The sequence below is a fragment of the Rhodococcus sp. NPDC003348 genome (assembly GCF_053589375.1).
Map to the genome: position 1 here is coordinate 67,530 of NZ_JBSFRT010000023.1, position 24,136 is coordinate 91,665.

Here is a 24,136-nt window from a genome sequence, read left to right on the forward strand (position 1 = left end):
GGCAATCGGATGGGCCGTACGGTGATCGTGTCTGGCGGCACGGGTGGTCTCGGAGTGGCTGTGGTGATCGCCCTGCTCGAGCAGGGCTGGCATGTCGTCGTTCCGTGGGTCGTCGAGTCCCAGGTCGGTCGGCTGCCCGAGTCGGAGGCGCTCACTCTGTTGCGCGCGGATCTGTTCGATGAGGCGCAGGTCCGGGGAGTGGTCGATGCAGCGTCGGGGATCGACGGTGCTCCGTTGAGGGCAGTCGTGAACCTCGTGGGGGGATTCGCGATGGGAGGGTTGGTGGCAGACACTCCGATCGACGAGTTCGACAGGATGATCCGGTTGAATCTCCGAGCCCTCTACCTGCTCACCCAGGCCGCGGTGCCGAGATTGGCGGCCGCGGGCGGCGGATCGATCGTGGGGGTGTCGGCACGAGCTGCCACCGCCCCCTTCGCCGGCGCCGCGGGCTACATCACGGCGAAAGCAGCTGTCGCAGCCTTCCTGGAGACGATCGCGGTCGAGTACCGGGACGTCGGGATCAGGGCCAACGCGATCGTGCCCTCGGTGATCGACACACCCGCCAACCGGGCCGCACAGCCGGAGTCCACTCGACAGGGGTGGGTGTCCGGCGAACGGATTGCCGAGACCGTGGCCTTCCTGGTCTCCGATGCGAGCAGTGCAGTCAGCGGAGCACGCGTCCCTGTCTCGGGCTGACTCCATCATCCACGTATCCCACGATGTCGATCCTCATGAGGTGGGACCTCGACATCGTGGGATACGTGGCTCTATTGGCCGATCCGCGGCGCTCGCCTTCTTCCTGCCGCGGTGGCCGCGGGACCGCCCGTGCGGGGGAGTCCCTTGGCTTGCCCGACCTTGCGCCTGCCGGGACTGTGGAACTCCCGCGAACAGGCCTAGGTGATCATTCGCCCGGCGTGGTTCCCGCACGCTTGAACATCGCGTCGGTCAACACGTCTCCTTCGTACTCGAGCAGGCAGATGCGAAGGCCGTGGGAAGCGTCGCTGGCGAAGACGAGCTCGCGCGCGTTGCCGAGGACGAACTCGCGTACCAGACGGAGGCCCTTCCCCAGGAATCTCGCCTTGGCCTCGTCGAGATCGGTGACCTTGTAGTGCAGGCTCCACACGCCCTCGGGCCCTTCCGGGCGCTCGATCAGCTCGAAGAAGCCTGAACGATCGAACGCACAGCGGAAGCCATCGAGAGGTCGCAGCACTTCCCCCGGATCGTCGACCGGGATGTCTACGAAGTCGATGTCGTCGGGAAAGACCAACTGCTCGAATTCCAGGTCGAAGAGGTCCTCGAACAACGCCATCGCCTTGTCGAGGTCCTGCACCATTACGCCGAGGAGTTCCATTCGCTCGAACTTCACTGTGGGGTCCTCTCAGTTGTGACTGGGTGGCTGGTCATCGTGGTCCTTTCCGCGTGGTGGGATCAGCGGGATCTCACAATCGGTGAATCAGGGGTAGGAACAGTGGAATGACGCGATCACAGGGGATTTCAGGTTGTCCGATCCTCAGGTGAGCGGCCGGATGAGACCCTCCTGGACAACCGATGCCACGTGCGCGCCGTCTGCGGTGTAGAACTCGCCCCTGCACAATCCGCGTCCCGCGTATGCGGTCGGGGACACCTGGTCGTAGAGCAGCCATTCGTCGACTCGGAAGGGTCGGTGGAACCAGAGGCAGTGATCGAGCGATGCGATCATTATCTCGGGATGTTTGGGAGGAATACCGTGCGGTACAAGAGATGTGGAGAGGAAAGTGAGATCGGAGATGCACGTCAGCAGGGAAGTGTGCGCATTCTGGGGCACGGTTCCGAGCGGCTGTGTCACGCGCATCCAGACCTGTGACCGTGCACTCGTACCGGTGCTTGCCATCGGGGACCGTCGGAGGTTGCCTGGAGCCACCCGGATGTCGAGCCCGTCCCACTCCAGGTAGAACTGCGGCCACTCGTCGGGGACCTCACGAGCGAGGTCGGCAGCGCTCGGCAACGCGTCCGGACCAGGCGCGGACGGGGCTTGCAACTGATGTTCGTATCTCCCAGTCACCGGGCGGTGGTAGGACATGCGAGCCGAGAACAGACGCCTCTCACCCTGGTAGGCATCGACATTGCGACTCGCGAACGATCCGCCGTCTCGGGAGATGTCCACTTCGAACCGAATCGGCAGGTCCGGGTCGCCCGGGCGCAGAAACTGGCTCTGCACCGAGTGCGCCGGCCAGGGAGGCGTGAGTGTTCGAGCGGCGGCCTCCATCGCCATGCCGGCGACCTGGCCACCGAAGACCCGGGGGAGACGGTAGCGAGTGGGCCTGCCCTCGAAGAGGGCCGGCCCAATTTGTTCGACGTCGATGAGATCCAGGAGGTCGCGGTGCGTCACGGACATGGGGGCTCCTCGTGCGGGATGTGGCAGGGCCTCGTTCGGGGGTAGGGCAGTACCGACACCACCGCCCCGGATCGCTGTCGCGACCCGGGGCGGTCCGTCACTATCAGTAGCCGAGCTTGCGTCCGACCAGATCGAGCATGATCTCGTTTGTGCCGCCGTAGATTCGCTGGACCCGCGCGTCACGCCACAGCCTGGCGATCTCGTACTCGTTCATGTAGCCGTAGCCCCCGTGCAGTTGGAGGCAGCGGTCGACGATCTTCCACTGGGTTTCGGTGGTCCACCACTTGGCGCCGGCAGCCTCCTCGGCGGTCAGCTCACCCGAGTTGACTCGCATGATGCACTCGTCGACGTAGACCTGCATGACGTCGACCTCGATCTTCATCTGCGCGAGGGCGTGCCGGTTGACCTGGAACTTACCGATCTCCTGGCCGAATGCCTTTCGCTCGTGGGCGTATTCGCTTGCCAGGTGAACCGCTCGTCGAGCCTGGGCCACGGCGTGAACGCCGATCGCGAGCCGCTCGGCGGGAAGATTCCGCATCAGGTGGTAGAAACCGCGGTTCTCCTCTCCGAGGAGGTTCTCGACCGGAACCTTGACGTTGTCGAAGAACAGTTCCGCCGTGTCGGCAGCTTTCTGCCCAATCTTGTCGAGGTTGCGACCCCGGGTGAATCCCTCCATGCCGGTTTCCACCACGATCAGGCTGATTCCCTTGTGGGGCTTGTCCGCATCGGGATCGGTGCGGCAGACCACGACCACAAGGTCGGCGAGCATGCCGTTCGAGATGAAGGTCTTGGCGCCGTTGACGATGAAGTGGTCGCCCTCTCGTCGCGCGGTGGTCTTGACGTTGGCGAGGTCCGATCCGGCGCCGGGTTCGGACATCGCGATGGCGGTGATGTACTCGCCGGCAACGTATTTCGGAAGCCATCGCTGCTTCTGCTCGTCCGTCGTCAGATCCCGGAAGTACGGGGCGAGAATGTCGTTCTGGACGCCGAGGCCGATCCCGACCGCTCCGGTCGCGTGGTATTCCTCGTTGAGGATCGCATTGAAGCGGAAGTCTTCGATGCCGGCGCCACCGAACTCCTCGGGCATGTCCCACCCGATCAGTCCCAGCTTTCCCGCCTCGATCCAGGCATCGCGGTCCGCGTAGCCCCGTTCCTCCCACTCAACCGAGTGCGGTGCACAGTGGGTCTCGAAGAACGACCGGGCAGTCGACCGGAACTCGTCGTGCTCGGGCTCGAAGATGTTACGTCGCATCGGTTGTCACTCCATCTGGTCCAGGAACGGTGACCGTCCTGCGGTGAACAATGAGGTAAGTGGATTGGCTGTTCGGTCGCGGTGCGCGGAGTCAGTGCGCGACCGCGTACTCCCACACCGACAGCCCGGAGCCCAGGGCATGACGCCCCAGCTGGGCCGACCACTCGGTCGGGGTTCCGAAGTCTCGATTCCAGGCGAGGGCGCGGGTGGTGAAGTGCCGGAGTTGGTGATCGAGGGTGAAGCCGATCGCACCCAGTGCTTGATGCACGTTGCGGCTGACTCCGACGGCGGCCTGTCCGGCCGAGATCTTGGCCGCCGCCGTCGCCACGAAGGCGTTCTCGGTGGCGAAGCCCTCGTCGGCGGCGACAGTGACAGCGTGCGCGGTGGCGGCCTTGGCTGTGGTGAGCAGACCGACCGACCGGGCGATCAGGTCCTGTACGGCCTGGAACTTGGCCAGCGGCCTGCCGAATTGATGTCGCTCGGTCACATGCGAGATTGCGAGATCGAGAGCGCGCTCCAGTGCTCCACAGGTCTGAATCGAGCGGATCCAGGCTCCTCGGACCCGTAGTTCGTCGCGCAGATCCGAGGACGCCGGCATCGGGTCGAGGTCACGGCCGGAGACACGGACAGTGGCGCTGTGCTCGCCCGCGAGATCACCGACGGGGGTGACGGTCGCCTGTTCATGGGGGACCGCTGCGATGAAATCGGGCCCGACGAGGACGAGTTCGGAGGCGACGGCGGCCCACGGAGCAGAAGCTACCGCTTCCGAGTCGGCGAGTTGTGACAGTGGCAAATCGACCGGGAGCGCCACGGCGGGTCCGCCGGAAGAGTTGCGACCGATCCGGGTGAGCAGCCACGAGGCCAGGAGGTCGGTCTCCCCGAGCGGGGCGGGGAGCGCGTGGAATCCCGCGCGGTCGAGGAGAACCGAAGCCTCGACAAATCCGGCACCGCTGCCGCCCGAGGATTCCGGCGTGGTCAGCAGTGTCAGGCCCGACGTTCCGAGGAGATCCCAGGCGTTCGGTTCGAAGGGAAGCATCACTGTGGGGCTGTGCAGGTGGGGCTCGACAATCGCGGCGAACATGTCGTCAGCCAGTTCGCGGAGCGCGTCGAGTTCGTCCGCGGAGGGTGTGTGCAGTGTCGTTGTCATCGGAGTCCCAATCCTCGAGCGATGACGCCGCGGAGAATCTCGCTGGTGCCACCGCGCAGTGTGAAGCCGGGGGAGTGGAGCAGTCCCTCCGCGAGCAGGCGAGACAACTCGTCGCCCGAGTCGGGATCGGGCCGGACGTCCGGGACCAACTCGGCGCACGCACTCACCAGGTGCTGCTCGTAGGCTGTCCCGATTTCCTTGACGACTGCCGTACTCAGGTCGGCGGATTCGTTGGCGGACAGGGCACGCGCGACCGATCCGGACAGCCGGCGCAGGGTGAGCAGTTCGGCGATTAGTCCGCCGAGTGCCGTCATCGCGCCGCTGTCCGCGGAGTCCAGTCGCGATGCCACCCGATCGAGTAGCGGCTGTGGCGACAGGAAGCGCTCGGGGCCACTGCGTTCGAAGCCGAGTTCGGAGCCGACCTGACGCCAGCCGGCCCCGACGGTTCCGACAACCATCTCGTCCGGTATGAAGACGCGCTCGAGGACGACCTCGTTGAAGTGATGTTGGCCGGTCATCAGCTTGATCGGCCGGATCTCGATACCCGGAGAGTCGAGCGGCACGAGGAACTGGCTGAGACCGTCGTGACGGTGTGCCGGATCGAGGTCCGATGTCCGGGCCAGGACGAAGAAGGCCTCGCTGTGGTGAGCGCCGGAAGTCCAGACCTTGGTCCCGCTGACCTGCCAGCCACCGTCGACTCGAACACCCCGGGTGCGGACTGCCGCGAGGTCCGAGCCTGCCTCGGGCTCGCTCATGCCGATGGCGAAGTAGCAACTGCCGTCGACGATCCGGGCCAGGTAGCGTTCGCGCTGCTCGTCATTTCCGTGTCGGACGAGCGCAGGTGCCACCTGACGGTCGGCGACCCAGTGCGCCGCGACCGGTGCGCCCTGGGCGAGGAGTTCCTCGGTGACGACGAAGCGCTCGAGGTGAGAACGGCCCGGGCCGCCGAACTTGGTCGGCACAGTCATGCCGACCCAGCCCTGACGCGCGAGGCGCTGACTGAACTCCGGATCCCACGACGAGATCCAGGAGTCCACCCGGGGTTCCCAGCGGTGTTGCGCACGATCCGCGGCGAGGAACTCCCGGACCGCGATGCGAAGGTCGTTGGTCTCCGCGGGGAGCGGGACCACATCCGGTACCAACCTGATCATGGTCGGATCACCTCTTACTCGAAGGAAGGCGCGGCGCCGGGGCGGGAGAGGTGTCCGGCGCCGCGCCGGGTCAATGCGTCTCAGGCGCCGGTGAACAGGCTCAGACCGTTGTCGCGCAGGAAGAGTCGACGCCGGTCGTCGCCGAGGCCCTCGACCTTCTGGAAGAAGTCCGCGGGCTCGCGCAGCCCCTCTGCGTGGGGCCAGTCCGAACCCATGAGCAGGCACTCCACGGTCCCCAGCTTGTCGGCCATGGCAACGGTGTCGTCCTCGGGGTACGGCACCACGCGGATGTGGTTCTTGAAGATCGTGCTCGGCCGCTCGGACAGCTGGCCACCGAGCCAACGGCCGTTGCGGGCCATCCCGCGGCTCTTGTCCATGTGCCGGATGAAGTGCGGTATCCACTCGGCGCCGAACTCGCTGACCAGGACCTTGATGTTCGGGAAACGACCGAACAGATTGTCGAAGATCAGCGCCGAGAGGGTGTCGGTGATGGGTCGTTCACCGTAGGTGTTCTGCCACTGCCATGCCGAGAACTGGAACGGCGGGCCAACCTTCCACCCCCAGTCCTTGGCGACGTTGGCCTGGTAGTGGAACTCGGAGATGTGGTACGAGACAACCACCTTCGCCTCGTTGATGCGCGCCCAGAAGGGGTCGAAGTACGGATCGCCCGGGGACCGGCCGTAGGCGGGTCCGGCCGGCAGCATGATGAATCGCGCACCGGCTGCGAGAACCCGGTCGAGTTCGGCGCAGGCACGGTCGAGGTCTCGCAGCGACAGCAGGGCCGGAGCGTGGATGGTGTCCTTGTAGCAGAATCCCCAGTCCTCGTCGATCCAGCGGTTGAAGGCCTCGAGGTTGTCGTAGAGCACCTCGGTGTCGTCGAGGTAGGCCTCCGCGAGGAGTCCCCAGCCGCCCGGGTACATGACGGTCTTCTCGATCTGCTGCTCGGCGAGTTGGATCAGGCGCTTGTCCCGGTCGCGGTACTCCGGCTGGATGGGCTCGTAGAAGCGCTCGGCGTCGGTCGCGTTACCCGAGGCGCGCTGCTTGAGCATCTCGACGAGGGAGCCAGGCACGTATGCCTGCTCGAGATCTGCTTCGAGTGCGGTGACGATCCGGTCGTTCGCGAGGAGGACCTTGCGGTCGAAGCCGGGTGCCTCGATGGGCCGAACCGCCGTGTGCAGCTTGTTCTTCGGCATGAAGCGTGTGAACGCGTCCATCGCCTCGTAGGAGTGCTGGTCGAAGTCTGCCAGCAGGTAGGGAAGCTGTCCCACAGAGTTCTGGATCAGTGCCATTGCTCGCCTCCGGGTGTGTGGTCTCGGCAGGGGAAGTCCGGTGGGTGTGACCACCGCGGGTCTGATGGGTGGTTCCGCTGCGCGCGTGAGGGGGGAGCCACCCGGATGCGATGGTCGCTGCCACCGTTGTGAGACAGAGTATCAGTTCTGGATCTTGTCGCGCAATATCCAATGATCTATATAATTATGCTTTAGTGGTTGGCGCGGTCGACTGAAGTGAACACGTACAAGTCGGAGGTGGATTCATGGAGCCGAAGCGGGCGGGATACGAACGCCTTCTGCGCAACTCGAAGACGGTGCCGAATCACCGGACAGCGAGCAGCACGGTCGCGGTGCGTGGTGAAGAGTTGCCGGAACGGCACGCAGATGAGCTGTTGACGTTCGCGCGGAGGTGGTTGCCCTACGGGGGCGCACCGGCCGACGAGATCTTCGAACAGTTCGGCATGACCACCCGGCGCTTTCTCGAAGCGCTCTGGATCAGCATTCGTAACAGCGGGGCCGGCACGAGTGACCAGCGCACACTGGCCGCGGTGTACCCGAAGCCGCAGAGGGCGTCAGTCCGATCCTGAGCAGAGTCGCAGGGCGCTGGCGAACTGCTCCTCGAGAATGTGCTCGATCGAGGTCTTCTCGGGGCTGGCCTTCCATACCCAGAGGGCGGCCCCGAGGCAGGCCACTGCGAGGTTGGCGAGCAGGATGTCGGAACCGGTCGGGAGTTCGTCTCCCCGCTCCCGGGCCAGCTGGCGTGCAATTCCGCGTTCCCACCGCAGACGCATCCGCATGCTGCGGGCTTCCAGTTCACGCGTCGTCATGACCAGGCGAGTGAGCCGCTGTCCCTCGGAGGACTCACCATCGAGCAGCCTGCGCGCGAACCGGATCATCGGGGGAGCCAACGCGGCGAGGTGCTGACCCGGATCATCGCGCTCCGCGATGTGCGCCTCCATCTCGGCAACGGCGTCGGCTTCGTTGGTGAACAGCACCTCTTCTTTGGAGGGGTAGTAGCGGAAGAAGGTCGCACGCGAGACCCCCGCGAGTGCCGCGATCTCGTCGACGCTCGTGGCGTCGTAGCCCTGCTTCTCGAACAGTTCCAGGGCAGCGGTCTCGATGTCGCGGCGCGTACGGGTGCGGTTCCGCTCGCGGAGCGAGGCCATGGTGTCCACTCTCCTGTTCGGCTGCTCGGTCACACGGGTGGGTCGAAGCCGACGATAGCAACGTCGGGCCATGCGGGTGTCCGGTCGACCGTGGCCCGGAGCCGGGACAGGTCTCCCGGCCGCCTCAGTGGTGACGCAATGCCGCCCGCTGTAGTTTCCCTGCCGGCGTGCGGGGAAGTTCGTCGACGAAGACGATCTCACGCGGAACCTTGTAGCTCGCGAGCTGTCCGCTCACGGCCGCCACCAGCTGCTCGGGCGAGACAGGAGCGGCGGGGACGACGAAGGCGACGACCCGCTCGCCGCGTCGGTCGTCGGGACGTCCGATCACGGCGGCATCGGCGACCGCGGGATGCTGCGTCAGCTCGTACTCGACCTCCGCCGGCGCAACCTGGAAGCCGGACACCTTGATCATGTCCTTGCGGCGATCGAGGATCCAGAGGCGACCGTCGGGGTCCACGCGGCCGACATCGCCGGTGCGGAACCACCCGTCGGTGCCGAACGGTCCATCGCCATCGGAGGATGACCCGCTGATGTATCCGCGCGCCACGCAGGGGCTGCGCACCTCGATCTCGTCGTCGTTACCGAGTCTGATTTCCGTTCCCACCGTGGGGAAACCGGGGGAATCCAGTCGCCACTGACCGGGATCGTCGACCGGGTTGAAGGCAACCGCGAACGCCTCGGTCATTCCATACGAGCACAGGAAGCCGACTCCGGTTCGATCGGTGATCGTCGACGCGAGTTGGCGAGGGACCGCGCTGCCGCCCCACATGAAGAACCGGAGGGCAGGGACGTGGTCGCGGCTCAGATCGGGAAGCCCGGCCAGTTGGTGGGCCACCGCACCTGCCAGTGGCCACACAGTGACCTCGCCCTCCCGAAGATGCCGGAGACACCGGTCGAACTCGAAACGCTCGAAGAGGGTGATCCTGGCGCCTGCCGCCAGCGCCGCAGCCGACATCGACGTGCCGAAGATGTGGCACAGCGGGAGGGAGACCTGGAGCCGATCAGCGGGTGAGAGTTGCAGGTGCCGAACGAGCTGGGCGACTCCGGCGGACAGACTGCCGGCGCTGTGCGCCACCCCCTTGGGGAGCCCGGTTGTCCCGGAGGAGAACGGGATGCACAACTCGCGATCCGGATCCGTCTGCCCGGATGACCGTGTCTCCGGGATGTGCGAGTCGCGGAGCGCACAACGGAGCTGATCAACGTGCAGGTGGACCGGGTGATTGTCCGCGCGATGCGCGTGCCGGTCCGAGACGATCACCGCCTGCGCACCGACGGGCCCGAGCGTGCGAGTCAGTTCGTTGTCGGTCCAGTACGGGTTCGGAGTGACGAAGGATGCGCCGATCCGCGACAGCGCATACTGCGCGACGAGGTACTCGGGGCTGTTCTCCAGCAGCAGCACGCACCGCATTCCAGGACGGACACCTGCCTCGACCAGGAGCGTGGTGGCCCGGCCGACGGCCTGATCGAACTGTGCGAAGGTCCACGTGTCGCCCTCGAACTCGAGGGCGACCCGGTCGGGCCACCGATCGGCGGCCCGACCGGGAAGGGCCGCATGGTCTGCGAACTCCATCACGGTAGCCGTCGATCCGCGATCCGGAGAGGGCCGGCGGCCTTCCAGTCCTCGATGTCCGGTCCGGGCTTGCCTGCGGGGAACTTGTCGTCGTGCAGGGCGGTCCAGTGGGCATGACCGAGTTGGTGCAGGCCGAAACTGTGCCGCAGCGAATCCTGGAAGCCCATTGCGTCCACTGCACCGTTGACCGAGTCCTTGATCAGCAGGCGGGCCATGGCCGGCCGACGCGCGATTCGATCTGCGAACTCGACGGTGCGCTCGGCGAGTACATCGTTGGGGAACACCTTGGACACCATGCCGATGCGATGAGCCTCCTCGGCGTCGATTGCATCGCCGGTGAGAAGCAGCTCCTTGGCCCGGCGCGGCCCGAGCTCGAAGGGATGCGCCATGTACTCCACCCCGGGCATGCCCAGCCGGACGGCAACCACGTCGGCGAAGAGGGTGTCCGCGGCAGCGACGATGAGATCACAGGCCCACATCAGCATCAGCCCTGCGGAGATCACCTTGCCGTGCACCTGGGCAATGGTGATCTTGCGCAGTTCCCGCCACCGCCGGGTGCATTCGTAGTAGTAGTGCCACTCCTGTCGCATGCGGCGCTCGACGTGGGATTCGGCGGTGCCGCCGTCGATACGGAAGGTCGGATGCTGGTGCGGTCCGGGAAGTTCTTCGAGTGCAGCCGTCTCCGACCCCATGTCGTGGCCCGAGGAGAAGCCGGCACCGCTGCCGGACAGGATGATGATGTCGATCGAGTCGTCCTGCTCGGCGCGGCGGAAGGCCTCGTCGAGTTCGACGAGGAGCCCTCGGTTCTGCGCGTTCCGCGTCTCGGGGCGATCGAGCACGATGCGGGCGATGTTGCCTGCCCCCACGGTCTCGTAGCGGATGAAGTTGTAGCTCATCTCGGGTCCTTACTGTGGTCGGTGGCCGAACGGGTCTGCGGCGATGCCGCCACTCACGAACTGGCGGTGATCAAGCGACGACTCCGGCGGCGCGGAGTCGATCGACCTCGTCGTGGTCGAGGTCGAGGACGGTGGTCAGTACGTCGGCCGTGTGCTCACCGAGGGCGGGCGGTCGCCGATAGCGGTCGAGAGGGGTTCGGGAGAACCGAATCGGGTTTCTGATCAGATCCACCGAGTCGTCGTCCGCCCGGCGAAGCATGCCGCGATGAACCACCTGCGGGTTGGCGAACACCTCGGGGATCGAGTTCACCGGGCTGCACGGCACGTCCGCTGCCTCCAAACGATCGATCCAGTCAGCGGCCGTTCGTTCCCGGAAGATGTCCGTCAGTTCCTTCAGGACCAGGTCACGATTGGCGATCCGAGCCGAGACGGTCGCGAACCGTGGATCGTCGACGAGTTCGGGACGCCCGAGCGCCTGTGCCAGGCCGGCGAACTGCTTGGGAGTGCTCGCCACGACGAAGATGTCCTTGCCGTCGGCGCAGCGGAAGGCCTGTGAGGGGATTCCGCCGAAGCCGCCGTTGCCCCGTCGAGGCGCGGCCGTGCCGGAGACGAGGTAGTTCTGCACGTAGTGGGACAGGGAAGCGAGACCGCAGTCGAGCAGCGAGATGTCGATGTGCTGTCCGCCGCCGCCGGCGGTGTCGCGGTGGCGAAGCGCGGCGAGGATGGCGGTGGACGTGTAGAGCCCTGTCAGGATGTCGACCATCGAGACACCGACCTTCATCGGGCCGGCGCCGGGTTCGCCATCCGGAATGCCGGACACGCTCATCATTCCGGACATGGCCTGGAACACGCCGTCATATCCGGCGCGCATCGCATAGGGACCGTCTTGGCCGAAACCTGTTATGGAACAGTAGATCAGGGACGGATTGATGGCGCGCAGGTCCTCGAAGCCGAGGCCGTACCTTGCCAGCACCCCGGTGCGGAAATTCTCGACCAGCACGTCCGACTCTGCGGCCAGCGCGCGAATCAGGTCCGCGCCCTCCGGGCGAGAGTGATCGATCGTGATGGACCGCTTGTTCCGGTTGGTGCTCAGGTAGAACCCGGAGCTGCGTTCCTCGGGGTCACCGTGGAAGGGCGGACCGTAGTCCCGTGCGTCGTCGCCCGCTCCAGGTCGTTCGACCTTGATGACGTCGGCGCCCAGGTCGCCGAGCAGCTGCGTCGCGAACGGGGCTGCCAGGATCCGGCTGAGGTCGAGAATGCGAATGCCGCTGAGCAGGCCGGCAGGAGCGGCTGTCGGATCGGTCATCGTCGGGGCTCCTTCGGCAGATTCAGTACCCGCTCACTGATGATGTTCTTCTGGATCTCGCTGGCACCCGCGTAGATGGTCTCGGCGCGGGCCCGGACGAATGCCCGCCGCATCGCGGTCGCCTCGTCGATGGCAACCCCCGACCCGTCGTCGCTCCCATCGGTCGCCCACTCGGTGCCGAGCAGCGCTTCCGGTCCCAGGACGTCCATGGCCACTTCGGTGAACTTCTGGTGCCACTTGGACCAGTAGTACTTGCCGATCGACGCCTCCGGGCCGAACTTGCCCTCCTTCAGCGCTGTCTGGAGGGTGCGCATGTTGTTGTACGCCATGATCTGCAAGCCGATGTACGAATCCACGATCCGGCTCCGGACGGCGGGATCGTCGAGTGCGCCGCGCCGACGGGCGAGCGTGTCGAGCTGTTTCATCTCGCGCACGAAGGAGAACTGATAGTTCAGCACCGAGGTCGCACGCTCGTGCCCGAGTGTGGTCATCGCCGCGCTCCAGCCCTCCCCAACGGGGCCCAGAACGTTGTCCACCGAGGTCCGGGCCCCGTCGAGGAACACCTCGTTGAATCCGCTGTCGCCGAGCATGGTTCGAATCGGCCGAACCGTGACGCCGGGCTGGTCCATGGGAATCAGCAGATAGGACAACCCGGAGTGCTTGGTGGAGGTCGGATCGGTTCGCACGATCGCGAACATCCAGTCTGCGTGGTGCGCGAAGGTCGTCCAGATCTTTTGCCCGTTGACCACCCATTCCGAACCGTCGAGGGTGGCGCGTGTTCCGACATTGGCAAGGTCCGAGCCGGCACCGGGCTCGGAGTATCCCTGGCACCAGACCACCTCGCCGCGGGACATCGGCAGCAGCAGTCGGCGCTTCTGTTCGTCGCTCCCGTAGCTCAGGGCAGTGGGCGCCATCAGCGTCTCACCGTGGAACGCCGCGCGCGGGGGCGCACCCGAACGCGCATATTCCATCGCGAAGATGATCTCCTGGGTCATCGTCGCACCGCGGCCGCCGTACTCGCGTGGCCACGACAGCCCGAGCCAGTTGCCGCGGCCGAGTTCGAGCTCCCAGGCGCGTCTCAACTCCCAGTTGTCGTCGTCGTCCGGTCCGCCCCGGTCCGCCTGGCCTGCGAATTCACCCGTTAGATGGTCCGCGAGCCACGCCCGCACTTCCTCTCGGAAGTCGCGGTCGGCATCGGAAAGCGTGAGCCCGCCGAAACTGTCTACTGAGGCATCCATGCGCTTATAGTACAATCAGCTATCGAATTAGACGATATAGAACGGCCGGAAAGTTCGGGGACCTGGGCGATTGCCCAGGAGTCGCGTGAGGAGTGGTCAGTGCACGAGATCTGCTGGACGTTGGACGACGGCGTCGGAACCATCACGCTCAATCGGCCGGAAGCGCGTAATGCGTTCACATTCGACATGATCCGAGAGTGGGAGCGCCTGCTCCTGCGCGCCCGCGAAGACGACGACGTGCGCGTCGTCGTCCTCACCGGCACAGGCGACAAGGCCTTCTGTTCGGGTGTGGATCTCGGACAGATCTCCAACGCCAACTCCGAGCTCGCCCCGATCGAGCGAAAAGCTCAATTGCACAACGAGATACATCGGGTCGCCCGGGCGATGGCCGCGCTGGACAAGCCCGTGATCGCCGCCCTCAACGGCGTCGCGGTCGGCGCCGGACTCGACATGGCGCTCATGTGCGACATGCGAATCATGTCGTCCACTGCCTCGCTGTCCGAGGGCTACATCAGAGTCGGGCTGACCCCTGGCGATGGTGGTGCCTACTATCTGCCGAGGATCGTCGGCACCTCCAAAGCCCTGGAGTTGTTGCTGACCGGTGACTTCGTCTCGGCGGACGAGGCCCTCCGCATCGGACTGGTCAATCGGGTGGCGCCCGCGGAGCGGTTCGTCGAGGACACCCGCGCGTTCGCGCAGTCCATAGCCAGGCATGCACCGCTGACGAGTCGAATGATCAAGCGGATCACCTATCAGTCGGCGGATGCGGATCTGAACACCGCTCTCGATCTCGCGTCCTCGCACTTCGCCGTCATCGCGGCCACCGAGGACTCGGCCGAGGCGTTGTCGGCGATGAAGGAGAAGCGGTCACCTGTCTACCGCGGCCGGTAGGCCGTCGGCGAACTCGCCGCGAAGACGGTCAGGAAACCCGGGGGAATCGTGCGGTGATGCGCCGGCCCCGACTAGTGCAAGGAGATGGACATGACAGATCAGGCCATGGCGTCCGCGGAACCGGAAGTGTTCGATGCATGGATCAACCTGCCGTACCTCCCGGGAGAGGTCACGCCCGACCCTTCCGTTGTCGCAAGGTTCAAGCGAGGCAACAGCGCCTACGAGGGCGGTGAGACGATCGACGACGTGGTGGCCGAGATGGACCGGCTAGGTATCGCGGCGGGCGTGCTGACCAAGGTGCCACGCGACATCACCCCGCCGTTCGTGCACGGCACCAAGTCCGGCGAGCAGGTGCTGCGGGAGACGTGCGAGCGCTTGGCTCAGATCCAACGTGACCACCCCGGCCGATTCGTCACCTCGGTCGGCATCGATCCGCGACTGGGATACGAGGCTGCACGCCATGTGCGGATCGCGGTGCGCGAGTACGGGATCAAGTGCATCCGCATCATCCCGATGTTCACCGGCATCGCCATCGACGACAAGCTGGCCTACCCGGCTTACACCGCCGCCTGCGACGAGGGAGCGGTCGTCTCCATCAATGTCGGTGTACCGGGACCGATGAAGCCGGCCAAGCTGCAGCGCACGATTCTCATCGACGAGGTCGCGCTCACCTTCCCCGACCTCAAGCTCGTGATGAGCCACCTCGGTGATCCGTGGATCAGCGAGACGGTCGCCATGCTGATCAAGCACCCCAACGTGTACGCGATGACAGCAGGATGGGCCCCCAAGTACGTCCCCGAGCCGATCCTCACCTTCGCCGAGCGGCGCAACCCCGGCAAGCTGATGTGGGCGTCGGACTACCCGATCCTGCCGATCGAGCGCACCATCGTCGAGGGTCGTGCGCTGCCGCTCACCGGAGCAGCCCGCGCCGGCTATCTCGGCGCCAACGCCCTCCAGGTCTTCGGCAAGCCCAGCTGATCGCGTCACCCACAGTCCAGGATCAGGAGTCCACGCATGGACATCGAATTCGCTCCGAACGTCGCAGACTTCCGCGAGGAGGTCCGAACATGGTTCTCAGAGCATCTCGTCGGGCCCTTCGCCGCGCACCGGGGAGTGGGTAGTCCCACGGACGACACCGCATGGGATGTGCGTGTCGAGTGGGAGCGGGAACTCTCTCGTGGCGGTTGGCTGGGCTTGACCTGGCCGACCCGTTACGGCGGCCGCGGCCTCGGTCTCGCCGAGGAGATCGTCTTCGAGTACGAGTACGCCCGCGCGGCCGCTCCCGCGCGGGTCAGCACGCAGGCGCTCGATCTCCTCGGTCCCACCCTCATCGCCTGCGGCACCGAGGAGCAGCGGCAGCGCTTTCTTCCGAGGATTCTCTCGGTTGAGGAGATGTGGGGGCAGGGATGGTCGGAGCCCGGCGCGGGTTCGGATCTGGCCGACGTGCGGACCCGGGCCACCCTGGATGCAGAGAACGTATGGCACGTCAACGGTCAGAAGATCTGGACCACCTTCGGGCACCACGCGGATTGGCTCTACGTGCTCTGCAGAACCGATCCGGACGTGTCCCTTCGGCACCGGGGCCTGTCGATGCTGTTGATCGACGCGGCGCAGGATGGCGTCGAGATCCGGCCGATCGAGAACCTCGCCCGGTCGACCGAGTTCAGCGAGTGCTTCTTCAACGATGCCGTCACCCCGCTCGACCTCACCGTCGGTGAGGTCAACGGCGGCTGGCCGGTGGTTCTCACCACGCTCGGATTCGAGCGCGGCAGTGCGCTGATGCCGATCCAACTGGGCATGGAACGCGAGTTCGAAGCGATGCTCGATCTGGCACGGCGCAGCGGCGCACTCGACGATCCGTCCATCCGGCAGCGCCTCGTGGACGTGCACATCGGCATCAGGCTCATGCGGGCGACCAATCTCCGAGTCGTCGCCGATCTGTTGGACGTCGACGCCTCGGAGCCGGGTGTTGCCACCGCTGCGGCCTCTGCGACGACCAAGCTGTTCGCCTCGACACACCATCAGCGGATGGGCGAACTCGCCATGGAAATCCTCGGCGCCGCGTCGTTGTTCGGGGAGACGGGCACCACTGGGGAGATGCGAAAGCTGTTCCTGTCCACTCGTGCGGAGACCATCTACGGCGGTACCGCCGAGATCCAACGAAACATCGCCTCGGAACGTCTACTCGGGTTGCCGCGCTGACCGGCGCCACCGACGAAAGGATCGATCATGGATGTTGACGAATCTCTGGTGCTGGTATCGGGGCCTGCGGTAGGGGTCGCTCTCGTGACCCTCAACCGGCCCGAGAACCTGAATTCTCTCACCTGGCCGCTTATCGACGCGCTAACCGCGGCGCTCTCGGAACTGCATGGCCGGCAGGATGTCCGTGCTGTGGTGATGACCGGCGCCGGGCGGGCGTTCTGCGCGGGTTCCGACGTCGGTGGTGCCCGGAATCGGAGCGAGCTCGGTATCCCGACCAGATTCGAGGCGCAGCGTCGGACGTCCGGACTCGGGTTGGCCGTGCGTGAGCTCCGGCAGCCGGTGATCGCGGCAATCAACGGCCCGGCCGTCGGGGCGGGACTCGGCCTGGCACTTGCGGCCGACATCCGGGTGGCCGGCGAATCCGGCTCGTTCCGGGACGGCGCAATTCGTATGGGGCTCAGTGCATGCGAGGGCGGGATCAGTTGGAGTCTGCCTCGGCTGGTCGGAACCTCGAATGCGCTGGAGCTGATGCTCACCAACCGGTTGGTCCGGGCGGACGAGGCGGAGCGCAAGGGGATCGTCAGTGCGGTGTATCCCGATGCCGAGTTGCTGTCGGCTGCTGTCGCGATGGCCGAGCAGATCGCGGCCTTCTCTCCGTTCGGTGTCGCGGCGTCCAAGGAGGCGTTCTGGGCGAACCAGAACTCCGGCTTCGCCGAGGCGGTCGACCGGGAGAATCGCACCCAGATTCTCGCCGTGAACACCGCCGACTCGAGGGAGGCGATGTCTGCCTACCTGGACCACCGGACCCCGGTGTTCGAGCGCCGGTGACCGCGCCGATCGAGCCGGCGCCCGGCGCGGAGGCCAGGCCCGGCCTGTCGTACCTGCCATACGGCGCGGAGGGCTCGGCCGATGGGTACGGGACCGTGGATCGGCGATTCGCGGAGGTCGCGCGACGGCACCCGCAACGCGCCGCGGTTTCCTGGCTCGATGGGGAGACAGTTCGCGAGATGACCTGGGCGGAGCTCTTCGCCCGAGCCGATGCGGTGGGTGCGGCCCTGCAGAGTCGTCCGCTGGAGCATCGCCGGATCGGGCTCCTCGGTCGGGACCGCGTGCCGTGGATCGTGGCGATGTACGGAGCGGCTCGAGCGGGGTGTGCGATCGTGCCCGTCCCGGCAGGGGAGATGCCCGACGTCCTTGCCGATCGGTGTGCGCAAGGGAATATCGACCTGCTGGTGACGGCCGGTGATGTGGCGGCGGACAGCACCATCGCAGTCGGTGTCGAGGTCGTCGATGTGCACACCCTCGAAACGGCGGGCCTTGTGGCTTGGGAAGGGGATGTCCTTCCCCGCCCCGAGGACGATTTCCTCCTGCAGTTCACCTCGGGTACCACGGGCAGTCCGAAGCTCGCCGTCCTGTCACATCGTGCGGTGCTCGGGTCCGCTCAGCACTATGCAACCGCAGCAGGCGGGACCGACGGATCGGTGTTGCTCAACCCGCTTCCGCTCGAGCATGTCGGCGGGATCGTGGGTGGGGTGCTGAGCGCGCTGGCCATCGCGGGCACGTACGTGTCGGTCGGAAGGTTCGACCCGCGTGCCACGGTGGACGCGATTCGGGTCCTACGCCCCGCCATCGTCGGGTTGGTTCCGACGATGGTCATCGACATACTCGCCCTGGACGGGGTCGAACCGGAGGACTTCGCCTCGGTCGCAGCAGTGGTCGGGGGCGCCACGAGTGTCGACCCCGACCTGATCGATTCGATCGAGCAGCGTCTCGACACGCGCTTCCTGGTGGCCTACGGCCAGAGTGAAGCTCCGTGCCTGACCATGAGTTCGGTGGACGACTCCCTCCCGGAGCGGACACGCACGATTGGCCGGCCACTGCCCGGCAGGGACTACTGCGTGGTGGAGAACGGGCAGCCGGTCCCGGAGGGCGTCGTGGGTGAGCTCTGCGTGCGCGGTCCTCTGACCATGACCGGCTACCTCGACGCCGCGGGTCGGCCGGTGTCGGTGTGCGATACCAACGGATGGTTGCGAACCGGAGACCTCTGTTCGATACGCAACGGCGTCATCACCTTTCATTCGCGTATCCGTGACGTGGTCATCCGGGGTGGCGAAAACCTCTATCCCGCCGAGATCGAGTCCGTCATCTCGGCCATGCCCGGAGTGGCAGAGGTGGTGGTCTTCGGTGCCCCGGACGTCCGCCTGGGGGAGCGACCCGTCGCGGCCGTGCGGCCGGTGGCCGGGTGGACGATCACCGAAGCCGATCTGGCGGAGTACGCAGCAGGCCGGCTGTCCAGGCAGAAGCGTCCGACCGAGTGGCTCATCGTGCCGGACTTTCCCCGAACGTCGACCGGAAAGGTGCGTCGGCACGATCTTGCGGCACTTCCGGGGACCGGAACCGACCGGGCCCGCTTGGGCCCGTGATCTTTTCGAGTGGTCCAGCGGAGGTCCGGCCGGGCCGAGTGGCCACGCGGACCGTCATTCGCAGCAGATCCGCCGGCGGCTCGTATCAACGAAGCGAGGAGTATGGGATGACAGCGTTGACAGGACGGATCGCCCTGGTCACCGGAGCCGCGGGCGCGGGCATCGGAAAGGCGATCGCAACCAGATTGGCCGCGGACGGAGCGACCGTCGTGGTCACCGACTCGCATGAACGTCGGCTGGCCGAAGCTGTCGCCGACCTACGCGCACTGACCGGTGGAACCGTGGTCGGGCATGTGCTCGACGTCGGTGAACGCGAGCAGATCGTCGCGGTGACCGATGCCGTTCGGCGGGAGCTGGGTCCGATCTCGATTCTGGTGAACAATGCCGCGGTGAACGTGATCGGGTCGATCTTCGACTACGACCCGGAGGCGTGGGACCGAGTGCTCGCGGTCAATCTGAGTGGGCCGTGGATGCTTTCGAGGCAGGTCATGAATCAGATGCGGGACGCGAAAGTCCCCGGGGTCGTCCTCAACGTGTCCACCTATGCACCAGACGTCGGTGGTGAGGGGATGGAGACGCCGTACGCGGTCAGCAAAGGCGGGCTGAGTGTCCTCACCCGCTGCTGCGCACACGAGGGCGGGCCGCACGGCATCCGGGTGAACACGCTCTCGATGGGCATGGTCACCGGCACCCGGTTCACCGACACCCTGCACCCGGAGATGCAGGAGCACGAACGAGTCAAGACCGTGCTCGGCCGGTTGCCGCAGGTGGAGGACATCGTAGAGGCGGCGGCCTTCCTGATATCGGACCGATCAGCATCCATCACGGGCGAGATCGTGAACATCTCGGCCGGATCCCACATGCGGTACTGACCGCTCTCATCGACCACAGACAATCGGAGGAAACAATGGCAGAGGCAGTGATCGTCGGCGCGGCACGCACCCCCATCGGGCGTGCGTACAAGGGAGCGCTGCGTGACATGCGGCCCGATGATCTGGCTGCGACCGCAGTGCGGGCGGCCGCGGCACAACTTCCGAACCTCGACCCGCGGGATGTCAAGGACCTCATGCTCGGTTGTGGGGCGCCCGGCGGGGAGCAGGGGTTCAACATGGGCAGGGTGGTTTCCACCCTGCTGGGCTGGGACACGGTGCCCGGCACGACCATCACTCGGTACTGCGCCTCCAGTGTGCAGACGGCCCGGATGGCGATGCACGCGATCCGCGCGGGTGAGGGTGATGTCTTCGTCGCGGCGGGCGTCGAGGCGATCAGCCGGGGGCGTCGCGGCCATGCGGACACCCCGCCGGTCGACGAGAACGCGGACCCTCGTGATCGCTCGGCGAACCCCTGGACGAATCCGCTCTTCTCCTCTGCCCAGGAGCACACCCGCAAGCGCGCGGAAGCCGGCGCCCCCGTCTGGCAGGACCCTCGGGAGGACGGTCGTCTGCCGGATGTCTACATCGCGATGGGGCAGACCGCGGAGAACGTCGCTCAGGTGTACAACGTGTCGCGTCAGGAACAGGACGAGTTCGCACTGCGGTCACAGACGCTCTATCAGCAGGCTGCCGACGCCGGCTTCTGGAAGCGGGAGATCACTCCGATCACCCTGCCCAGCGGCGAGGTCCTGCAGCACGACGAAAGCCCTCGTGCGGGAACGACTCTGGACAAGCTGGCGGCGTTGCCTCCCGTCTTCCGCCCGGACGGAACTGTCACTGCAGGAAATGCGTGCCCGCTCAATGACGGCGCCGCGGCGCTGATCATCATGTCCGATCGGAAGGCCGCCGAACTCGGGATCACCCCTCTCGCACGTATCGTCGCAACCGGAGTGTCCGCTCTATCTCCCGAGATCATGGGAGTCGGGCCGATTGCTGCCACCCGTGACGCACTCGCGAATGCCGGGATGTCCATCGGGGACATCGATCTCTTCGAGATCAACGAGGCATTCGCTGCCCAGGTGATTCCTTCCTACAAGGAACTGGGAATCCCGCTGGACCGGTTGAACGTCAACGGCGGTGGTATCGCTGCCGGCCACCCCTTCGGAATGACTGGTGCGCGCATCGCGTCGACCTTGATCAACTCCATGCAGTGGCACGACAAGCAGTTCGGGCTCGAGACGATGTGCGTCGGCGGAGGCCAGGGTATGGCAATGATTCTCGAGAGGCTCAGCTGAGACTCGTTGTCATCAGTGTCCATGTGAGCTCGGCCGGTATGTGTTGCCCGTCACGCCCGGATGGCTTCCGGCCGCCCGAGTCCGGGACGGCACGCTCCGTGCCGGGCGCGGTGCGGCGGCGATGTTGCGCATCGATATGCCCCCCAACCTCGGTGATCGTGGGGTTGATAAGATTGAATGATTACACGATTGACCACCGAATGGAGGGTGTGTGTCAAGCGGGACGAAGTCGTCGTTGGTGCGGGTTCCGAAGGCGGGTGAGCTGGTAGCCGCTAACCTGCGGCGAGAGATCGTAACCGGTGAGCTGAAGCCGGGAGACCCGCTCCCCGGAGAGTCCGCGCTCATGGAGCGCTATGGCGTCTCCCGGCCGACGCTGCGTGAGGCATTCCGCATTCTCGAGTCCGAGTCGATCATCGTCGTGCTGCGAGGCGCTCACGGAGGCGCGCGAGTTCTGGCGCCCGACGAGTCGGTTGCGGCGCGTCACATGGGGCTGCTCCTGCAGTATCAGGGCGTGGCCCTGGCCGATGTGTACCGTGCCCGCACCGAGGTCGAGATCGCCGCTCTGCGCGCCTGGTCCGGAAACAAGTCGGATCTCGAGACGTTGACCGAGCTCGTCGAGGAGGGACGCACTCTGCTGGGGGATCCCGTCGAGTTCGCGAAGCTGGACACCCGGGTCCATCAGGCCATTGTCGATCTCGCCGGGTCGCAGACCATGTCCGTGATGATCGGCATGCTGCTCCACATCATGGATGCACACAACCGGCTGTACATCAACACTCACGGCCCGGAGCAGGAGTTGGCCGTCGACCAGTTGGCGTACAGGTCCTACAAGCGTCTTCTCAGGCTGTTGAGTGCCGGCGACGTCGACGGTGCTGCGGCGCACTGGCGCCGGCACCTTCGCAAGGTGGCGACGCACATGCTGGACGAATCCGGGACGACCCTCGTCGAAGTGCTGTCGTAGAACCCTTCGGATCGGGATGGGGCGCGTGATCATCACGCGCCCCATTTTCTTTGCCCGATAGGGGCGTTCGCGCACACGACGTGTGGTGGACGCGGTGCTCGAGCGGTTGGCGTAGGGGCGCCTTTAGGGTATAAATAATCAACTGATTAGTCCTTGGTTGTGTGCCCCGTGAACCTCCTGTCGAAGACGGTGGAGCAGTTCGCCACATCCATGACGCCCGCTCGACCGAGGTCGATCTCGGTCGCTTCCGGATTCGGAAATTCCACCAGTTCGAGATACGAGGAGAAGTTGTATGGGTCTGCATGACAATCGCGTCGTCATCGTGACGGGCGCGGGCCGCGGCATCGGCCGTGAGCATGCCCTCGAGTTCGCCCGGCAGGGTGCCAAGGTCGTCGTCAACGACCTCGGATCGGTCGATGAAACGGTCGCCGACATTCGTGCACTCGGCGGTGAAGCGATCGGCAACAACGACGACGTCTCCGACTGGGACGGCGCGGGCCGGCTCGTGCAGTCCGCCATCGAGGCCTTCGGGGACCTCCACGTGCTGGTGAACAACGCCGGAATCCTGCGCGACAAGATGTTCGTGAACATGGACGTCGACATGTGGGATGCGGTGATGAAAGTTCACCTGCGAGGGACCTTCTGCCCGACTCGACACGCGGTGAACTACTGGCGGGCCAAGCAGAAGGAGGGCTCGCCGGTGCAGAACCCCAGCATCGTCAACACCTCGTCCCCCTCCGGGCTCTACGGCAATGTCGGCCAGTCCAACTACGGCGCCGCGAAGGCGGCGATCGCCGCCCTCACCGTCATCCTCGCGGACGAACTCGCTCGGCTGGGCGTCACGGTCAATGCGATCGCACCCAGCGCACTCACCCAGATGACCGAAGGCCTCGATGCCTATGTCGCACACCTGGAGGAGATCAAGGAGAAGACGGGCTTCGACTACGGATCCCCGGCCAACATCGCACCGCCGGTCGTGTGGTTGTCCTCCCCGGAAGCCGCCTCCATCACCGGACGGGTCTTCAACGTCAAGGGCGGCAAGATCGGCGTCGCCGAGACCTGGGTCGCCGGCCCCGAGGAGGAGAAGTTCGAGAAGTGGGATCCGGCCGAACTCGGTGAGGTCATTCCCAAGCTGGTGGCTGCGGCCCGGCCGAACTCGGACGGTTCCGGTAACCCTCGCGTGAGCGCCTGACGATGCCGACCGAGGGGATCAGTATCGAGCGGGACGGTGCGGTCGCGCTCGTCTGGCTCGACCGGCCCGAGCGCGGAAACGGCTTCACCTCGGCCATGCAGGTCGCGCTGCACACGCAGCTCGACCTGCTCGATCGCGACGAGGACATCCGGGCGATCGTGGTGACCGGCCGAGGGCCGTTCTTCTCCACGGGCGCAGACATGGAACCCGGTGGGTCCAATTTCGCCTTCGACGAGGAACGAACCCGGCAGGCTCGGGAAATGATGCGTGATCGTCCCCGTCCCTGGAGGATGCGCACGCCGATCATCGGTGCCCTGAACGGCTCGGCCGTCGGTCTCGGCCTGACCTTCCCGCTGCAGTGGGACATACGTGTGGTCAGTGAGACCGCCAAGTACGGCTTCGTCTTCACCAGACGCGGACTGATTCCGGAGCAGAACTCGCTCTGGCTGCTTCCGAAGCTGGTGGGTCTTGCGACCGCGACAGAACTGTTGCTGACCGGCCGTCTCTTCAGCGGTGCCGAGGCCCGCGACATGGGGATCGCCACCCACGCGGTACCTGCCGACCGAGTGCTCGAGACCGCCATGGGGCTGGCGTCGGAGATTGCGCGCACCACCAGCCCGGCAGCCGTTGGACTGACGAAGCAGTTGATCTACTCCTTCCTGTCGGAGGACGACCGTGAGGCGGCCTTCCATCAGGAATGGGAAGTCTTCCGCGAGCTGGGCCGCGGGCCCGACTCGGCAGAAGGGGTGGCCTCCTTCATCGACAAACGCGATCCGGAGTTCACCTCTGGAAAGCACCTACGCGTCGATGTCGAAGGATCATCGTGCTGGGAGCGTACGGAGCCCTGACGCCGCGGAGTCGCTGGCCACAAGCCGGCGACGTCCGCCCCGGAATGACAGAAGCGCCCGACCCGCAACAGCGGGTCGGGC

Annotated in this window: 23 protein-coding genes; 12 read left to right on the plus strand and 11 right to left on the minus strand. The window is 65.9% G+C overall.

From position 1 onward, the window contains the following. Positions 1 to 9 precede the first annotated feature (9 nt). Positions 10 to 696, plus strand: a complete 687-nt coding sequence (locus ACWDU4_RS16405) for an SDR family oxidoreductase (RefSeq protein ID WP_450114966.1) — start codon at positions 10 to 12, stop codon at positions 694 to 696. Positions 697 to 901: 205 nt separating this feature from the next. Here the strand turns inward: ACWDU4_RS16405 and ACWDU4_RS16410 are convergent, their stop codons facing one another. The 6 genes from ACWDU4_RS16410 to ACWDU4_RS16435 all read right to left on the minus strand — a co-directional run bounded on the left by ACWDU4_RS16410 (position 902) and on the right by ACWDU4_RS16435 (position 7,213). Next, positions 902 to 1,351 carry a VOC family protein gene (locus ACWDU4_RS16410; protein WP_450114967.1) on the minus strand — a complete coding sequence of 150 codons (450 nt, stop codon included), beginning with the start codon at positions 1,349 to 1,351 and terminating at the stop codon, positions 902 to 904. Positions 1,352 to 1,510: 159 nt separating this feature from the next. Beyond that, the gene (locus tag ACWDU4_RS16415; RefSeq protein ID WP_450114968.1) at positions 1,511 to 2,374 is read right to left on the minus strand and encodes an acyl-CoA thioesterase; all 864 of its coding nucleotides are present in this window, start codon (positions 2,372 to 2,374) and stop codon (positions 1,511 to 1,513) included. Between the two features lie 103 nt (positions 2,375 to 2,477). Next, the gene (locus tag ACWDU4_RS16420; protein WP_450114969.1) at positions 2,478 to 3,626 is read right to left on the minus strand and encodes an acyl-CoA dehydrogenase family protein; all 1,149 of its coding nucleotides are present in this window, start codon (positions 3,624 to 3,626) and stop codon (positions 2,478 to 2,480) included. Between the two features lie 91 nt (positions 3,627 to 3,717). Beyond that, the gene (locus ACWDU4_RS16425; protein WP_450114970.1) at positions 3,718 to 4,773 is read right to left on the minus strand and encodes an acyl-CoA dehydrogenase family protein; all 1,056 of its coding nucleotides are present in this window, start codon (positions 4,771 to 4,773) and stop codon (positions 3,718 to 3,720) included. Beyond that, a complete protein-coding gene (locus tag ACWDU4_RS16430; protein WP_450114971.1) occupies positions 4,770 to 5,924 on the minus strand; it encodes an acyl-CoA dehydrogenase family protein in 1,155 nt (384 codons plus the stop codon). Before ACWDU4_RS16430 ends, ACWDU4_RS16425 begins: the two co-directional genes overlap by 4 nt. Before the next feature lie 80 nt (positions 5,925 to 6,004). Next, a complete protein-coding gene (locus tag ACWDU4_RS16435; protein WP_450114972.1) occupies positions 6,005 to 7,213 on the minus strand; it encodes an amidohydrolase family protein in 1,209 nt (402 codons plus the stop codon). Between the two features lie 245 nt (positions 7,214 to 7,458). Here ACWDU4_RS16435 and ACWDU4_RS16440 point away from each other — a divergent pair, with 245 nt between their 5' ends. Continuing rightward, complete coding sequence (locus ACWDU4_RS16440) at positions 7,459 to 7,782, plus strand: hypothetical protein (RefSeq protein ID WP_450114973.1); 324 nt, start codon at positions 7,459 to 7,461, stop codon at positions 7,780 to 7,782. Here ACWDU4_RS16440 and ACWDU4_RS16445 read toward each other — a convergent pair. From ACWDU4_RS16445 to ACWDU4_RS16465, 5 genes are all read right to left on the minus strand, one after another. Then, positions 7,768 to 8,361, minus strand: a complete 594-nt coding sequence (locus ACWDU4_RS16445; protein WP_450114974.1) for a TetR family transcriptional regulator — start codon at positions 8,359 to 8,361, stop codon at positions 7,768 to 7,770. The genes ACWDU4_RS16440 and ACWDU4_RS16445 overlap by 15 nt on opposite strands. A 124-nt stretch (positions 8,362 to 8,485) precedes the next feature. Then, entirely contained in the window at positions 8,486 to 9,931 is a 1,446-nt protein-coding gene (locus tag ACWDU4_RS16450; RefSeq protein ID WP_450114975.1) for a class I adenylate-forming enzyme family protein, read from the minus strand. Next, positions 9,931 to 10,827: an enoyl-CoA hydratase gene (locus ACWDU4_RS16455; RefSeq protein WP_450114976.1), complete on the minus strand. Its 897-nt coding sequence runs from the start codon at positions 10,825 to 10,827 to the stop codon at positions 9,931 to 9,933. Before ACWDU4_RS16455 ends, ACWDU4_RS16450 begins: the two co-directional genes overlap by 1 nt. 70 nt (positions 10,828 to 10,897) lie before the next feature. Next, entirely contained in the window at positions 10,898 to 12,133 is a 1,236-nt protein-coding gene (locus tag ACWDU4_RS16460) for a CaiB/BaiF CoA transferase family protein (protein WP_450114977.1), read from the minus strand. Next, on the minus strand, positions 12,130 to 13,371 hold the full coding sequence (locus tag ACWDU4_RS16465) for an acyl-CoA dehydrogenase family protein (protein WP_450114978.1): 1,242 nt from the start codon (positions 13,369 to 13,371) through the stop codon (positions 12,130 to 12,132). Before ACWDU4_RS16465 ends, ACWDU4_RS16460 begins: the two co-directional genes overlap by 4 nt. Positions 13,372 to 13,470: 99 nt before the next feature. Here ACWDU4_RS16465 and ACWDU4_RS16470 point away from each other — a divergent pair, with 99 nt between their 5' ends. From ACWDU4_RS16470 to ACWDU4_RS16515, 10 genes are all read left to right on the plus strand, one after another. Next, positions 13,471 to 14,262 carry an enoyl-CoA hydratase/isomerase family protein gene (locus tag ACWDU4_RS16470; protein WP_450114979.1) on the plus strand — a complete coding sequence of 264 codons (792 nt, stop codon included), beginning with the start codon at positions 13,471 to 13,473 and terminating at the stop codon, positions 14,260 to 14,262. 90 nt (positions 14,263 to 14,352) lie between these two features. After that, positions 14,353 to 15,240 (plus strand): amidohydrolase family protein, encoded by an 888-nt coding sequence (locus ACWDU4_RS16475; protein WP_450114980.1) that lies wholly within the window; start codon positions 14,353 to 14,355, stop codon positions 15,238 to 15,240. 36 nt (positions 15,241 to 15,276) lie between these two features. Then, positions 15,277 to 16,464: an acyl-CoA dehydrogenase family protein gene (locus tag ACWDU4_RS16480; protein ID WP_450114981.1), complete on the plus strand. Its 1,188-nt coding sequence runs from the start codon at positions 15,277 to 15,279 to the stop codon at positions 16,462 to 16,464. 27 nt (positions 16,465 to 16,491) lie between these two features. Next, positions 16,492 to 17,292, plus strand: coding sequence for an enoyl-CoA hydratase/isomerase family protein (locus ACWDU4_RS16485; RefSeq protein ID WP_450114982.1), 801 nt, complete (start codon positions 16,492 to 16,494; stop codon positions 17,290 to 17,292). A 95-nt stretch (positions 17,293 to 17,387) separates the two neighbouring features. After that, positions 17,388 to 18,887 carry a class I adenylate-forming enzyme family protein gene (locus ACWDU4_RS16490; RefSeq protein ID WP_450114992.1) on the plus strand — a complete coding sequence of 500 codons (1,500 nt, stop codon included), beginning with the start codon at positions 17,388 to 17,390 and terminating at the stop codon, positions 18,885 to 18,887. A 107-nt stretch (positions 18,888 to 18,994) separates the two neighbouring features. After that, on the plus strand, positions 18,995 to 19,759 hold the full coding sequence (locus ACWDU4_RS16495; RefSeq protein WP_450114983.1) for an SDR family NAD(P)-dependent oxidoreductase: 765 nt from the start codon (positions 18,995 to 18,997) through the stop codon (positions 19,757 to 19,759). Positions 19,760 to 19,794: 35 nt separating this feature from the next. Further along, entirely contained in the window at positions 19,795 to 21,054 is a 1,260-nt protein-coding gene (locus ACWDU4_RS16500) for an acetyl-CoA C-acetyltransferase (protein WP_450114984.1), read from the plus strand. Positions 21,055 to 21,265: 211 nt separating this feature from the next. Further along, positions 21,266 to 22,015, plus strand: a complete 750-nt coding sequence (locus ACWDU4_RS16505) for a FadR/GntR family transcriptional regulator (protein WP_450114985.1) — start codon at positions 21,266 to 21,268, stop codon at positions 22,013 to 22,015. 292 nt (positions 22,016 to 22,307) lie between these two features. Next, a complete protein-coding gene (locus ACWDU4_RS16510) occupies positions 22,308 to 23,207 on the plus strand; it encodes an SDR family oxidoreductase (protein WP_450114986.1) in 900 nt (299 codons plus the stop codon). Positions 23,208 to 23,209: 2 nt separating this feature from the next. Further along, positions 23,210 to 24,055, plus strand: a complete 846-nt coding sequence (locus tag ACWDU4_RS16515) for an enoyl-CoA hydratase-related protein (protein ID WP_450114987.1) — start codon at positions 23,210 to 23,212, stop codon at positions 24,053 to 24,055. Positions 24,056 to 24,136: the final 81 nt, after the last annotated feature.

Coding starts and splice junctions, on each gene's coding strand:
- ACWDU4_RS16405 (WP_450114966.1), top strand. CDS start 10: ATGGGCCGTACGGTGATCGTGTCTGGCGGCACGGGTGGTCTCGGAGTG.
- ACWDU4_RS16410 (WP_450114967.1), bottom strand. CDS start 1,351: ATGGAACTCCTCGGCGTAATGGTGCAGGACCTCGACAAGGCGATGGCG.
- ACWDU4_RS16415 (WP_450114968.1), bottom strand. CDS start 2,374: ATGTCCGTGACGCACCGCGACCTCCTGGATCTCATCGACGTCGAACAA.
- ACWDU4_RS16420 (WP_450114969.1), bottom strand. CDS start 3,626: ATGCGACGTAACATCTTCGAGCCCGAGCACGACGAGTTCCGGTCGACT.
- ACWDU4_RS16425 (WP_450114970.1), bottom strand. CDS start 4,773: ATGACAACGACACTGCACACACCCTCCGCGGACGAACTCGACGCGCTC.
- ACWDU4_RS16430 (WP_450114971.1), bottom strand. CDS start 5,924: ATGATCAGGTTGGTACCGGATGTGGTCCCGCTCCCCGCGGAGACCAAC.
- ACWDU4_RS16435 (WP_450114972.1), bottom strand. CDS start 7,213: ATGGCACTGATCCAGAACTCTGTGGGACAGCTTCCCTACCTGCTGGCA.
- ACWDU4_RS16440 (WP_450114973.1), top strand. CDS start 7,459: ATGGAGCCGAAGCGGGCGGGATACGAACGCCTTCTGCGCAACTCGAAG.
- ACWDU4_RS16445 (WP_450114974.1), bottom strand. CDS start 8,361: ATGGCCTCGCTCCGCGAGCGGAACCGCACCCGTACGCGCCGCGACATC.
- ACWDU4_RS16450 (WP_450114975.1), bottom strand. CDS start 9,931: ATGGAGTTCGCAGACCATGCGGCCCTTCCCGGTCGGGCCGCCGATCGG.
- ACWDU4_RS16455 (WP_450114976.1), bottom strand. CDS start 10,827: ATGAGCTACAACTTCATCCGCTACGAGACCGTGGGGGCAGGCAACATC.
- ACWDU4_RS16460 (WP_450114977.1), bottom strand. CDS start 12,133: ATGACCGATCCGACAGCCGCTCCTGCCGGCCTGCTCAGCGGCATTCGC.
- ACWDU4_RS16465 (WP_450114978.1), bottom strand. CDS start 13,371: ATGGATGCCTCAGTAGACAGTTTCGGCGGGCTCACGCTTTCCGATGCC.
- ACWDU4_RS16475 (WP_450114980.1), top strand. CDS start 14,353: ATGACAGATCAGGCCATGGCGTCCGCGGAACCGGAAGTGTTCGATGCA.
- ACWDU4_RS16480 (WP_450114981.1), top strand. CDS start 15,277: ATGGACATCGAATTCGCTCCGAACGTCGCAGACTTCCGCGAGGAGGTC.
- ACWDU4_RS16485 (WP_450114982.1), top strand. CDS start 16,492: ATGGATGTTGACGAATCTCTGGTGCTGGTATCGGGGCCTGCGGTAGGG.
- ACWDU4_RS16495 (WP_450114983.1), top strand. CDS start 18,995: ATGACAGCGTTGACAGGACGGATCGCCCTGGTCACCGGAGCCGCGGGC.
- ACWDU4_RS16500 (WP_450114984.1), top strand. CDS start 19,795: ATGGCAGAGGCAGTGATCGTCGGCGCGGCACGCACCCCCATCGGGCGT.
- ACWDU4_RS16510 (WP_450114986.1), top strand. CDS start 22,308: ATGGGTCTGCATGACAATCGCGTCGTCATCGTGACGGGCGCGGGCCGC.
- ACWDU4_RS16515 (WP_450114987.1), top strand. CDS start 23,210: ATGCCGACCGAGGGGATCAGTATCGAGCGGGACGGTGCGGTCGCGCTC.